Below are 12,667 nucleotides of genomic sequence, written 5' to 3'. Positions count from 1 at the left end.
GTGCGTCGAGTGCGTGCGGCGCGCTCAGGTGGGCGGGTGAGGCCGGGCCGCGTCGATGAGGCGGGTGCCGAGCGCGTGGATGTGCTGGACGAGTTCGGGCGGTTCGTGCACCTGGAATGGGACGCCGAGTTGCGCGATCCACATGGCCAGTTCGTCAAGGGAGTTCGATCCGGCGTTGAGGACGCATGCGCCGTCGTCGGCCGGTTCGACCACCGCCATTGTCGGCGGCATCCGGGCGGCGATGACGTCGGCCGGGGCGTGCACCGTGAACCGGCCGCGGTAGCGGTAGGGCCCGACGGAGATCCGCTCGGAGATGTAGCGGACGAGGTCGGCACTGGGCGGCTCGCGGGGCGTGAAGCGTGGCCCGTTCGGGGTGAGCAGGCGCAGTCGGTCGACGCGGAACGTGCGCCAGTCGTCTCGGCCGGCGTCCCACGCCACCAGGTACCAGCGGCGGCCCGAGTTCACCAGCCGGTACGGCTCGGCGGTGCGGCGGTCCTCGGTGCCGTTGTGGGAGCGGTAGTCGAACCGCAGGCTTTCCCGGTGGCGGACAGCCGCGGCGATCGCGGTGAGCACGGCCGGGTCCACGGCTGTGGCCGGGCCCGCCAGCGGGACGGTGACCGACCGCAGGTCGCCGACGCGGTGCCGGAGCCGGGACGGGAGGACCTGCTCGAGTTTGGCGAGGGCGCGAACCGAGGTCTCCTGGATGCCCGTCACGCCGGAGACGGCGGCGGTGCCGAGCCCGATGGCGACCGCGACCGCCTCGTCGTCGTCGAGCAGCAGCGGCGGGAGTCCGGCGCCGGCGCCGAGCCGGTAGCCGGGTGTGCCCGCGGTGGCGTGCACGACGTAGCCGAGTTCGCGTAGCCGGTCGATGTCGCGGCGGATCGTGCGGTGCGAGACCCCGAGCCGTTCGGCCAGCTCGGCGCCCGGCCACTCCCTGGGGGTCTGCAGCAGCGACAGCAGCCGCAGCAGCCGTGCCGATGTCTCCAGCATGCCGTCAATCCTAGGACTAAGGCTGTCCTAACCGGCATCTACCGTGACAGACATGAACGACGAACTGCGAATTAGCCTGCAAATTACCCCGTTCCGGATCGATATCCCGCAGGCGCAGCTGGACGACCTGCATGGCCGGCTGGCGGCGGCCCGCTGGCCGGACGAACTGCCCGGTGTGGGCTGGTCCTACGGGGTCCCCGTCGGCTACGCGAAGAAACTGGCCGAGTATTGGCGCACCACTTTCGACTGGCGTGCCGCCGAGGCGCGGCTGAACGCCTTTGCGCAGTTCACGACCCGCATCGAGGGGCAGAACATCCACTTCCTGCACGTCCGCTCGCCCGAACCCGACGCGCTGCCGCTGATCATCACGCACGGCTGGCCGGGCTCGGTCGCCGAGTTCCTGAAGGTCATCGGCCCGCTCACCGATCCGGCGGCGCACGGCGGCGACCCGGCCGACGCCTTCCACGTCGTCGCCCCGTCGATCCCCGGGTTCGGCTTCTCCGGACCCACCACCGAGACCGGCTGGGACCTGCAGCGGGTCGCGCGGGCGTGGGCGGAGCTGATGGACCGGCTCGGCTACCGGCGATACGGCGCGCAGGGCGGCGACAGCGGCGCGGTCATCTCGCCGATGCTCGGTCGTGCCGCGCCCCAGAACGTCGTCGGCGTGCACGTCAACGGCGCGCTCGGGTTCCCGACCGGTGACCCGGCCGAGTTCGAGGGGCTCACCCATGCGGAACTCGCCCGCCTCGGCCAGTACCAGGACCAGGACCGGGCCGGTTACGCGATCATCCAGGCGACCCGGCCGCAGACCCTCGCGTTCGGGCTGCACGACTCGCCGGCGGCGCAACTGGCGTGGATCGTGGAGAAGTTCAAGGAATGGACCGACCCGGCCCGCGAACTGCCCGAGGACGCGGTGGACCTCGATCAGATGCTCACCGACGTGAGCATCTACTGGTTCACCCGGACCGCCGCCTCGGCCGCCCGTCTCTACAAGGAAGGGCAGAAAGGCTGGGGAGCGGTGGCCGAGTACTCCGCGCTGCCGCACGGCGTCGCCGTCTTCCCCGGCGACGCCGGGGTCCGGCGGATCGCCGAGCGTGAACACAACGTCGTGCACTGGTCGGAGTTCGACCGCGGCGGCCACTTCGCCGCGATGGAGGCACCCGACCTGCTCGTCGAGGATGTCAGCGCCTTCTTCCGCCCCCTCCGATGAGCTCCTGCCCCCCGGCGGCCACCGCCGCCGGGGTCCCACGTCAGATCGGCGTCAGAAGGCCGAGCCCACCGTCGCCCGGGTGGTGGCGGGACGTCAGGCGCTCTCCTGCGGCAGTTCGACGGCGATCGTGAGCCCGCCCTCCTCGCGCGGTTCGGCGGTCACGGTGCCGTCGTGGGCCTCGGCGACGACCCGGACGATGGACAGCCCGAGGCCGCTGCCGCGGTCCGAGCGCAGCCGGTCGCCGTGCAGCCGCCGGAACGGCTCGAAGATCGTCTCGATCTCGTACCGCGGCACGGGCAGCCCGGTGTTGGACACGACCAGCTCGACCCGGTCGGTCCGCCGCCGGGTGGACACCCACACCTCGCCGCCCGCGTGGTTGTGCCGGATCGCGTTCTCCACCAGGTTCTGGACCAGCCGCTCGACCAGAACCGCCTCACCGGCGGTGGGCGCGGGGTCGAGCAGCCGGTGGATGGTCACCCCCTGCTCCTTCGCCTCCTCGGCGGCCAGGTCGAGCACGTGCTCGGCCACGTCGGCCAGGTCGAACGGACGCCGGTCGAGTACGGCGCGCTCGCCCTCGGCCAGGGCGAGCAGGCCGTTGATCAGCCGCTCGTGCCGGGTGTTGACCACCAGCAGGGACTCGCCGAGCCGCTTGACGTCCTCGCTCGCGTCGGACCGCCGGACCGCCACGTCCACCAGGGTGCGGTTGATGGTGAGCGGGGTGCGCAGCTCGTGGGAGGCGTTGGCGATGAACCGCCGCTGACCGTCGAACGAGCGGGACACCCGGGCGAGGACGACGTCGACGGTGTCGGCCAGCTCCTTGATCTCGTCGTCCGGCCCCTTGTGGGCGATGCGTTCGGCGAGGTCGTGGCTCTGGGCGACGAGCAGCGCGCGTGCCGTGACCGACCGGACGGGGCGCAGCGTCCATCCGGCGGCCCGCCAGCCGGCCGCGGCCGCCAGCCCGCCGCCGGCGAGGACCGCGACGCCGCCCCAGACCAGCACGTTCTTGATCGCGTCGGCCTGGTAGACGCGCCTGACCTGCGCGACCCGCTGGCCGGCGATGTAGTACTGCTCGGTGGGGGGCCAGTAGGTGTTGCCCGCGACGCGGATCCACTGCGGCTGCCTGAGTCCGTTACGGGGCTCCAGGGTCTGCCGTACGACGAAGGCGAGCACCGCGACCAGGACGGCGCCGACGAGCATGAAGACTCCGCCGCACGCGAGGGCGAACCGGAGCCGGACACCGCTCTTCATGGGATTCGTCATGGGATCCGGTACCCCACTCCGGTGACGGTCTCGATGACCGGCGGGTCGCCGATCTTGCGGCGCAGCTTCATCATCGTCGTGCGCACCGTGTTGGTGAACGGGTCGATGTGCTCGTCCCACACCTTCTCCAGCAGCGTCTCGGCGGAGACCACCGCCCCGCGGGCGCGCAGCAGCTCGGCCAGCAGGCCGAACTCCTTGCGCGCCAGCGGCACGTAGCGCCCGTCCCGGAACACCTGCCGGTGCGCCCAGTCCAGGCGGATGCCCGCCCGCTCCAGGATCGGCGGATCGGCCGCCCGGACCCGGCGGCCCAGCGCGTGGACCCGGGCCACCAACTCCTCGAACGCGAACGGCTTGGGCAGGTAGTCGTCGGCTCCGAGGGAGAGGCCCGCCACCCGGGAGCGCACGTCACCCGACGCGGTGAGCATGAGGATGCGCACGGCCGCGGCGTCTGCCACCACGGCCCGGCACACCTCGTCGCCGTGCACGCCCGGCAGGTCCCGATCCAGGATCAGCACGTCGTAGTCGTGGATCCGCACCCGTTCCAGCGCCGCCTCCCCGTCGTAGGCGACGTCCACGGCGAGCGCCTCCCCGCGCAACCCCTCCGCGATCGAGTCGGCGAGCATCCGCTCGTCCTCGGCGACCAGTACTCGCAACGTGCCCCCTATGCCATGCCATGCCGTCGAACTGCTCGTCGAACTGCCAGCGAATCGCGCCACCATGTCATCAACGCCATAACGCGGACGTAACCGGATCAGGTGACGGCGAGTTTATCGATCATCCACTTCAGTTCTCCTCCGATGCCGGGAACCGCCCGGCCCTGGACCGGGGGACCGTCCATGCTCACCTCACCGGATGGCGTCCAGCTCGAACCCGTCACGGCGGGTCGCGGCGCGCGTCACCGCACGCGCCGGGCGCTCAGCTCGGGACACGGCCTCTTCGCCGTCGTGATCAGCCTGGCGGCGGCGCTGCGTGCCGTCGTCATGCTCGGCTACAACACCGCCCAGCTCTACTGGTACGACTCGTTCACGTACCTGGACACGGCCGTCCACCTGAAGCCCGGCGGCGCGTTCCATCCCGCCGGCTACGCGTTCTTCCTGCGGCTGCTCCGGCCGTTCCACAGTGTCGAGCTGGTGGTCGGCGTGCAGCACGTCATGGGGCTCGGCATGGGCCTGATGATCTATCTCCTGCTGCGCCGCCGTTCGCTGCCCGCGTGGGGCGCGACGCTGGCCGCGCTGCCCGTGCTGTTCGACCCGTCGTTCCTGCGGCTCGAACACGCGGTGCTCTCCGACACCCAGGTCACGTTCCTCGTCATCGCCGCGCTGACGGTCCTCATGTGGCGGGCGAAGCCCTCGGTGCGGTCCGCCGCCGTGGCCGGGGTGCTGCTGGCGGTGGCCGGGCTCACCCGGACGGCCGCGGCGCCGCTGCTCGCCCTGTTCGTGCTCTACCTGGTCCTGCGGCGGGTCGGCTGGCGGCACGTGGTCGCGCTGGCCGTCGCCGGGACGCTGCCGCTCGCCGCCTACGCGGGCTGGTATCAGCAGCACCACGGGCGCTTCGCGCTCAGCGGCTCGGACGGCGTGGCGCTGTGGGCGCGCACCATGACGTTCGCCGACTGCTCGAAGATCAAGCCACCGGCCGACGAGGCGCGGCTCTGCCCGAACGGCACCGTCGTCGACGCCGCCGGGGAGTACGTGTGGGCCGCGGACGCCTCGCTCAACCGGCTGCCGGGCGACCGCTTCTCCCACAACGACCTGGCCAGGTCGTTCGCGCTGCGCGCCATCGCCGCCCAGCCGCTCGACTACCTGCGCGAGGTCGTCTCCGACGCGTCGCTCGCCTTCGCGTGGACGCCCGTGAGCCACCCGAAGCGGGTCGTCCCGGCTCTGTCGCTTCCGGTCGGCTCGTGGCCGCTGCCCTCGTTCCCGCTCATCCACCAGGTTCGGGTGGAGTACGACCCCGCCATCCGCGGGATGGCGTCCGTCGCGCCCTACGACGCGTTCTTCACGGCGTACCGCTATCCGAACGTCCTGCACGGCCCGCTGTTCGGCGTGGTCCTGCTGCTCGGCGGGCTCGGCGGGCTCGGCGCGATCGGGCGGCGGCGTCCGGCGCTGCTGCCGTGGGCCGCGGCGATGTTCCTGTTCGTCGGGCCGATCGCCGCGCTCGACTTCGACCACCGCTACATGCTGCCCGCGGTCCCGATCGCGTGCATCGCCGCGGCCCTGGGCGCGGCGAGCCTGTGGCGCGCCCGCCCGGGCCGCCGCGCGAAGGTGCGGCCCGGCCGTCAGGCGCCGTAGACGGGCTCGGGCCTGGCGGCCTCCTTCAGCAGGCCGCCGATCTCCGGGCCCAGCTCGGCGGCGTCCCAGCGGGCGCCCCTGTCGGTGGACGGACCGTGGCGGAAGCCCTCCATCACGCAGATGCGGCCGCCCTCGACCTCGAAGACGCGGCCGGTGACGTCCTTCGACTCGGCGGAGCCGAGCCAGGCCACGAGCGGTGAGACGTTCTCCGGCGCCATCGCGTCGAAGGCGCCCTCCTCCGGCGCGGCCATCGTGGCCGCGAAGACCTGTTCGGTCATCCGCGTACGGGCCGCCGGGGCGATGGCGTTGACGGTCACGCCGTACCGGCCGAGCTCGGCGGACGCGACCAGGGTGAGGCCCACGATGCCCGCCTTGGCGGCCGAGTAGTTGCCCTGGCCCACGCTGCCGAGCAGGCCCGCGCCGGACGAGGTGTTGATCACACGGGCGTCGGGCCGCCGGCCCGCCTTGGACTCCGCCCGCCAGTGCAGCCCGGCGTGCTTCAGTGGCAGGAAGTGGCCCTTGAGGTGGACGCGCATCACGGCGTCCCACTCCTCTTCGGACAGGTTCACCAGCATGCGGTCGCGCAGGAAGCCCGCGTTGTTGACCAGCACGTCGAGCCGGCCGAAGGTCTCCAGCGCCGTGGCCACCAGCCGCTGCGCCCCGGCGTCGGTGGCGATGTCGGAGCCCTCGGCGACGGCCTCACCGCCGAGCGCGCGGATCTCCTCGACCACCCGCTGGGCGGGCCCGTCAGAGCCGCCCTCGCCGGAGAGGCTCACGCCGAGGTCGTTGACGACGACCTTGGCGCCCTGCCGGGCGAACTCCAGGGCGTGCGCGCGGCCGAGGCCACGCCCGGCGCCGGTCACGATGACGACGCGGTCCTTGCAGATCATTCTCAGCTCTCCTTGCCGGCGGCGGCGGTCGGGTAAGGCGGACCGTGTCCAGGCACGGTACCTTCTGCTACCGTCATTTCTAACAAATGTTTGGTGGAAAGGTAGCGTATGGGAATCTCCACCAGGAACCACGGCAACGGCATCACCGAGGTGGTCGTCGACGCGCCGCCGGTCAACGCGCTGACCGTGCGCGGCTGGTTCGACCTGGCCGACGCCGTACGGCAGGCAGGGCGTGAGCCGGAGACCCGCGTCGTCGTGCTCCGCGCCGAGGGGCGCGGCTTCAACGCCGGGGTGGACATCAAGGAGATGCAGGCGACCTCCGGGTTCGAGGCGCTGGTGGGCGCCAACCGGGGCTGCTACGCCGCGTTCTCGGCGGTGTACGAGTGCGAGGTGCCGGTGATCGCGGCCGTGCACGGCTTCTGCCTCGGCGGCGGCATCGGCCTCGTGGGCAACGCCGACGTCGTGGTGGCCTCCGATGACGCCTATTTCGGGCTGCCCGAGGTCGACCGCGGCGCGCTGGGCGCGGCCACGCACCTGGCCCGCCTGGTCCCGCAGCATCTGATGCGCGCGATGGTGTACACCTGCCGCAACGTCACGGCCGCCGAGTTGCACGCGTTCGGATCGGTGCTCGAGGTGGTGCCGCGCGACCGGCTCAGGGACGCCGCCTTCGAGGTCGCGGCCCAGATCGCCGACAAGGACCCCTACGTGATCCGCCGGGCCAAGGAGTCGCTGAACGGCATCGACCCGGTCGACGTCCACCGCAGCTACCGCTTCGAGCAGGGCTTCACGTTCGAGCTGAACCTCATGGGCGCGGGCGACCGGCACCGCGACAGCTTCGTCTCCGAGGGGGCCTAGATGACCACCAAGATCATGACGATCGAGGAGATCGTCGGGTCGCTGGAGAGCGGCATGACGATCGGCATCGGCGGCTGGGGCTCCCGGCGCAAGCCGATGGCCCTGGTCCGCGCGATCTACCGCTCGTCGCTCGACGACCTGACGATCGTGTCGTACGGCGGAGCCGACGTCGGCCTGCTGTGTGCCGCGGGCAAGGTCCGCAAGGTGATCGCCCCGTTCGTGACGCTCGACTCCGTCCCCCTGGAGCCCCACTTCAGGGCGGCCAGGCAGAACGGCACGATCGAGTTCGCCGAGTACGACGAGGGCATGTTCATGTTCGGCCTGCTCGCCGCCGCGCACCGGCTGCCGTTCCTGCCCACCAGGGCGGGTCTCGGCTCGGACGTCACACGGGTCAACCCGGACCTGCGCACGGTCCGCTCGCCGTACGACGACCAGGAGGAGCTCCTCGCGGTGCCCGCGCTGGCGCTCGACGTGGCCCTGGTGCACATGGACCGGGCCGACACGCGGGGCAACGGCCAGTACCTCGGCCCCGACCCGTACATGGACGACCTGTTCGCCAAGGCGGCGGGCCGCTGCTACGTGAGCTGCGAGCGCCTGGTGGACCCCGGCAAGCTGGACGGCCCGCCGCAGACGCTGCTCGTCAGCCGCATGCACACCGCGGGAGTGGTGGAGACGCCGAACGGCGGCCACTTCACCGACTGCGGGCCCGACCGCACCCGGGATGAGGCGTTCCAGCGGCACTACGCGAGCTCGGCCGCCGACCCCGAGGCGTGGACGGCGTTCGCCGACCGATTCCTGAGCGGCGACGAGACGGCCTACCAGGAGGCGGTCCAGCGGTGGCACGAGGAGCAGGAGGGGAAGGCACGATGAGCGCGACCCGTGCGGAGATCTGCGTGGTGGCCTGCGCCGAGGCGTGGCGCGGCGACGGCGAGATCCTGGCCGCGGCGATGGGCACCTGCTCGATCCTGGGCGCCCGGCTGGCCCGGCTCACCTTCGAGCCGGGGCTGCTGACCACCGACGGCGGGGCGATGCTCACCGCGGAGCCGGTGCCGTTCGGCGCGCCCGCCGGCCCGGTCGAGGGCTGGATGCCGTTCCGCGACCACCTCTGGCTGGTGCAGAACGGGCGGCGGCACGTCATGATGGGCGCCTCCCAGATCGACAGGTACGGCAACAGCAACATCTCGGCCGTCGGCGCGTGGGAGCGGCCCACGTCCCAGCTGCTCGGGGTGCGCGGCGCCCCCGGCAACACGATCTGCAACCCGACGAGCTACTGGATCCCCAGGCACTCGACCCGGGTGTTCGTGCCGAAGGTGGACATGGTCAGCGGCGTCGGATACGACCGCGCGGCCGAGCTGGGCCCGGCGGCGTCCCGCTTCCACGGCCTGGGCCGCGTGGTGACCGACCTCGGCGTGTTCGACTTCGGCACGGCCGACGGTGCGATGCGCCTGCTCTCGATTCACCCCGGGGTCACGGTCGAGCAGGTCGCCGCCGCCACCGGGTTCGACCTCGTGATCGACGGCGACGTGCCGGAGACGCGGCAGCCCACGGACGAGGAGCTGCGGCTGATCCGCGAGGTGCTCGACCCGAGGAGCCTGCGGGACCGGGAGGTCCGGGCGTGATCGAGCAGGTCCTGGACACGCCGCTGACCCGGCTCACCGGGGTGCGCCACCCCGTCGTGCAGACCGGCATGGGCTGGGTGGCGGGTCCGCGGCTGGTCTCGGCGGTGGCGAACGCGGGCGGCCTCGGCATCCTCGCCTCGGCCACCATGACGCTCGACCAGCTCGCCACCGCCATCGAGGAGGTCCGCTCGCGTACGGACGCGCCCTTCGGCGTGAACCTGCGCGCCGACGCCTCGGACGCCGGCGACCGCATCGACCTGTTGATCAGGAACCGGGTGAAGGTCGCCTCGTTCGCGCTGGCACCCCGCCAGGAGCTGATCGCCAAGCTCAAGGACGCCGGTATCGTGGTGATCCCGTCGGTCGGCGCGCGGCGGCACGCGGAGAAGGTCGCCGCGTGGGGCGCCGACGCCGTCCTGGTCCAGGGCGGTGAGGGCGGAGGCCACACCGGAGCGGTCGCCACCACGCTGCTGCTGCCCCAGGTCGTGGACGCGGTCGACATCCCGGTGATCGCCGCCGGAGGCTTCTTCGACGGGCGCGGCCTGGCCGCCGCGCTCGCGTACGGCGCGGCCGGCGTGGCCATGGGCACCCGCTTCCTGCTCACCAAGGACAGTTCGGTCCCGGACGCGGTCAAGCAGACCTACCTCGGCACGTCGGAGACCGTGGTCACCCGCCAGGTGGACGGCATGCCGCACCGGGTGCTCCGCACGCCCCTGGTCAACGGCCTGGAGCAGTCGGGCCGGGTGTCCGGCCTGATCCGCGCGGTGCGCAACGCCGCGAAGTTCCGCCGCGTCTCGGGCATGTCCTGGCCCGGCATGATCCGCGACGGGCTGGCCATGAGGCACGGCAAGGAACTCACCTGGTCCCAGGTCCTGATGGCCGCCAACACGCCCATGCTGCTCAAGGCGGCCATGGTCGACGGCCGCCCGGACCTCGGCGTGATGGCCTCCGGCCAGGTCGTGGCGCTCATCGACGACCTGCCCTCCTGCGAGGAGCTGATCGACGGGATCGTCACCCAGGCCGCCGGGGTGCTGCGCGGCCTCGGCGCCAACCTGGCGGGCTGACCCGGCGGGACGGGCCGCCCCGCATCGCCGGGGCACGCGAAGGCCGGTTCGCCCCATCCTCCCTGGGCGTACCGGCCTTCGTCGCGAGCGGCGCGGCCGCGCCGCTCCGCGCGACGGTCTCAGGCCGGTCGGCGCGTCTTCTTGAAATACGTCCAGCTGGTCTCGTTCGGGGAGCTGAACTCCTCAGGGGCGTGGGCGTACTCGGGGTGGTGCTTCTCCACGTAGGCCCGCACGCCGGACGGCAGGTCGTCGTAGTTGTCCAGCTTGGTGCCGCGGCAGTGGAAGACCAGCCCGCCGGGGCGCTGCGCCATCTCCATCCACGGGAGCCAGGCCGACAGGCGCATCCACGACACGTCGCACCGCGCGCTGGCGGCGCCCCGGTCGAGCACCTCCGCGCGCGGCGCGTAGAACTGGAAGAGCTCCACCGCGCGGTAGACGTCGTCGGCGGAGTTCTTCGGCCACTCCGCGACCGGCAGTGCCGACGGGGCGCTGATCGGGATGTCCAGGTTGAACACCACGGTCTCGCCCAGATCGGTGTACGGCGCGTGCCACGGCCCGTACGGCGACCGCACCCGGAACCGCTGGTTGACCGGGTCGTTCCAGACGTGCAGGACCTCGACGTCCTCGCCGGTGAACGGGTTGTGCCAGCTTTCGATGATCTCGCGGGTCACCGGGTCGAGATAGAAGGCCGCCTCCCGCGTGAGCAGGTCGTAGCCGCCGTCCACCGCCACGGCGCGTGCCACGTTGAAGCCGACGAAACCGAAGAGCCTGCGGGTGTCGGTGCCGGGCACCTGGCTGTAGACGTCGCCGGTCCACCAGATCGTGTACTCGCCGCCGTCGGTGCCGGCCCGGGTGCGCACCAGCGCCTCCAGGTTGCGGGCCGGGTCGTCGAGTTCCGCGATACGGGGCGCTTCGGTCGTCATGGGGTTCTCCTTCACAGCGGTGACGGATGATCGCGAGATGTTGACGCTGATGACTCCGGCGAACTATGTTCCGGAACAGCATTCCGCCAAGCGGAATTCGAGTCAAGGGTGGTGTCCGTTCCGGCGCCGCCACAGCGTCGCGGTGAAAGGACCGACCTTGCGGAGCAGCCACGATGTGGTGGTCGTCGGAGCCGGCCTCGCGGGATTGCACGCGGCGCTCACGCTGCAGGACGCCGGCCTGGACGTCCTCGTCCTGGAGGCCGGCGACCGGGTGGGCGGCCGGGTCAGGTCGCTGGACGGGCCCACCGGCGTGGAGGAGGCCGGAGCGGTCAACATCGGCGACGGGTACGCCCGGCTGCTCGCGCACGTCCGCGCCGCCGGCCTCGAACAGGAGCCGGTCACCGTGTCCATGCGGGAGCACGTCATCGTCGCGGGCGGGCACACCGGCACCCCGGCGACCTGGGCGGAGAGCGAGGGCAACCCGCTCACCGGAGCCGAGCGGGCGCTCCCGCCCGCCCTGATCGTCGCGGGCGCCCTCGCCCGCGGGAACCCGCTGACCGGCGCCCGCGACTGGATGTCGCCCGGCGCGGCCACGTGGGACGTCCCGCTGACGGACCACCTCCGCTCGACGGGCGTCTCGGACGCCGCGATCGCGCTGGCCGACCGCGCGGGCACCTTCGAGACCCTGGAGAGCACGTCGGCGCTGGCCGCGCTCCGGGCCGCGCAGCGGGCGACGCGGCACGCGCCGCAGACGTCGAACATCGTCGGCGGGAACACGCGCCTGCCCGAGTCGATGGCCGCCCGCCTGCGCACCCCGGTACGGCTCGGAAGCGCCGTCACCGCGGTGCGCGAGAGCGGGAACCTGATGGTGGTCGAGCTCGGCGACGGCGAGCGGATCGCCGCGGGGCACGTCGTCCTCGCCGTCCCGTTCACGAGCCTGCGCTCGATCGCCGTGGAGCCCGCGCTGCCCGAGCCGGTGGCGCGCCTGGTCGCCGAGCTGCCCTATCCGGCACTGACGAAGTACCACCTCGTGGCCGACCGTCCCTTCTGGGAGGAGGACGGCCTGCCGCCCGTGATGTGGACGACGAACCGGATCCAGCGGCTGCTGCCCTGGCGGCTGGCCGACGACGGACCGAGCGCGCTGGCCGTCTGGGTCACCGGCCGCGACGCACGCGTGCTCGACGCGCTCGGCGAGCGCGAGCAGCGGCGGATCGTCCTCGACGAACTCGCACGCGTACGCCCCGCGACCGCGGGGGCGGTCGAGATCACGCGGATCGTCTCGTGGGGACGTGACCCGTGGGCCGGAGGCGCGTGGGCCATGCCGCTGCCCGGCCAGATGGCCGCGCTCGCGGCCGCCGTCGAGACCGACACCGGGCGGCTCCAACTCGCCGGCGAGCACCTGAGCGTCGAGGACAGCGGCATGGAGGGCGCCCTGGAGTCCGGCGAGCGCGCCGCCGCCCGCGTCCTCGCCCGGCACGGACTGGCCTGATCTCCGGCCGCGGCGGAAGAGCCGGACCGCGCCGAGCGTGCGGAGGGGAACCGGACGTCATGGCGAGGGTGGCCTGCCGTGG

12 protein-coding genes are annotated in these 12,667 nt (G+C 72.5%); 7 read left to right on the top strand and 5 right to left on the bottom strand.

The features are described 5' to 3' along the window. Nucleotides 1–24: 24 nt before the first annotated feature. Nucleotides 25–990 (bottom strand): helix-turn-helix transcriptional regulator, encoded by a 966-nt coding sequence (locus tag AB0I59_RS37470; RefSeq protein WP_358140787.1) that lies wholly within the window; start codon nucleotides 988–990, stop codon nucleotides 25–27. Between the two features lie 52 nt (nucleotides 991–1,042). Between AB0I59_RS37470 and AB0I59_RS37465 the strand changes: the two genes are divergently transcribed. Then, nucleotides 1,043–2,200 (top strand): epoxide hydrolase family protein, encoded by a 1,158-nt coding sequence (locus tag AB0I59_RS37465; protein ID WP_358140784.1) that lies wholly within the window; start codon nucleotides 1,043–1,045, stop codon nucleotides 2,198–2,200. A gap of 93 nt (nucleotides 2,201–2,293) precedes the next feature. On the opposite strand, the gene AB0I59_RS37460 is transcribed toward AB0I59_RS37465, so the two are convergent. Both AB0I59_RS37460 and AB0I59_RS37455 read right to left on the bottom strand, forming a co-directional pair. After that, the gene (locus AB0I59_RS37460) at nucleotides 2,294–3,460 is read right to left on the bottom strand and encodes a sensor histidine kinase (RefSeq protein ID WP_358140781.1); all 1,167 of its coding nucleotides are present in this window, start codon (nucleotides 3,458–3,460) and stop codon (nucleotides 2,294–2,296) included. Next, on the bottom strand, nucleotides 3,457–4,113 hold the full coding sequence (locus AB0I59_RS37455) for a response regulator transcription factor (protein ID WP_061259977.1): 657 nt from the start codon (nucleotides 4,111–4,113) through the stop codon (nucleotides 3,457–3,459). Before AB0I59_RS37455 ends, AB0I59_RS37460 begins: the two co-directional genes overlap by 4 nt. A 183-nt stretch (nucleotides 4,114–4,296) precedes the next feature. On the opposite strand from AB0I59_RS37455, the gene AB0I59_RS37450 reads away from it, so the two are divergent. Continuing rightward, nucleotides 4,297–5,748 carry a putative glycosyltransferase family protein gene (locus AB0I59_RS37450; RefSeq protein WP_358140778.1) on the top strand — a complete coding sequence of 484 codons (1,452 nt, stop codon included), beginning with the start codon at nucleotides 4,297–4,299 and terminating at the stop codon, nucleotides 5,746–5,748. Here AB0I59_RS37450 and AB0I59_RS37445 read toward each other — a convergent pair. Next, nucleotides 5,736–6,638 carry an SDR family oxidoreductase gene (locus tag AB0I59_RS37445; RefSeq protein ID WP_358140775.1) on the bottom strand — a complete coding sequence of 301 codons (903 nt, stop codon included), beginning with the start codon at nucleotides 6,636–6,638 and terminating at the stop codon, nucleotides 5,736–5,738. The two genes, AB0I59_RS37450 and AB0I59_RS37445, sit on opposite strands and share 13 nt — an antisense overlap. 108 nt (nucleotides 6,639–6,746) lie before the next feature. Here AB0I59_RS37445 and AB0I59_RS37440 point away from each other — a divergent pair, with 108 nt between their 5' ends. From AB0I59_RS37440 to AB0I59_RS37425, 4 genes are read left to right on the top strand one after another with little or no spacing between them, the layout of a single operon-like run. Then, entirely contained in the window at nucleotides 6,747–7,493 is a 747-nt protein-coding gene (locus AB0I59_RS37440; protein ID WP_061259979.1) for an enoyl-CoA hydratase family protein, read from the top strand. Continuing rightward, nucleotides 7,494–8,363, top strand: a complete 870-nt coding sequence (locus tag AB0I59_RS37435) for a CoA transferase subunit A (RefSeq protein WP_061259980.1) — start codon at nucleotides 7,494–7,496, stop codon at nucleotides 8,361–8,363. It abuts the gene before it with no gap. Next, nucleotides 8,360–9,112, top strand: coding sequence for a CoA-transferase subunit beta (locus AB0I59_RS37430; protein WP_061259981.1), 753 nt, complete (start codon nucleotides 8,360–8,362; stop codon nucleotides 9,110–9,112). Before AB0I59_RS37435 ends, AB0I59_RS37430 begins: the two co-directional genes overlap by 4 nt. Next, nucleotides 9,112–10,173 (top strand): NAD(P)H-dependent flavin oxidoreductase, encoded by a 1,062-nt coding sequence (locus AB0I59_RS37425; protein ID WP_358140898.1) that lies wholly within the window; start codon nucleotides 9,112–9,114, stop codon nucleotides 10,171–10,173. The genes AB0I59_RS37430 and AB0I59_RS37425 overlap by 1 nt, the downstream gene beginning before the upstream one ends. Before the next feature lie 119 nt (nucleotides 10,174–10,292). Here AB0I59_RS37425 and AB0I59_RS37420 read toward each other — a convergent pair whose 3' ends face one another. Continuing rightward, nucleotides 10,293–11,096, bottom strand: coding sequence for a DUF1838 family protein (locus AB0I59_RS37420; RefSeq protein WP_061259982.1), 804 nt, complete (start codon nucleotides 11,094–11,096; stop codon nucleotides 10,293–10,295). 157 nt (nucleotides 11,097–11,253) lie between these two features. Between AB0I59_RS37420 and AB0I59_RS37415 the strand changes: the two genes are divergently transcribed. Then, complete coding sequence (locus AB0I59_RS37415) at nucleotides 11,254–12,585, top strand: flavin monoamine oxidase family protein (protein WP_358140770.1); 1,332 nt, start codon at nucleotides 11,254–11,256, stop codon at nucleotides 12,583–12,585. The last annotated feature ends 82 nt before the right edge of the window (nucleotides 12,586–12,667 follow it).

Source organism: Microtetraspora glauca (genome assembly GCF_040656155.1).
Classification (GTDB): domain Bacteria; phylum Actinomycetota; class Actinomycetes; order Streptosporangiales; family Streptosporangiaceae; genus Microtetraspora; species Microtetraspora glauca.
The sequence above is the reverse complement of the archived record's forward strand: the minus strand, read 5'-3'. Positions and strand labels throughout refer to the sequence as shown.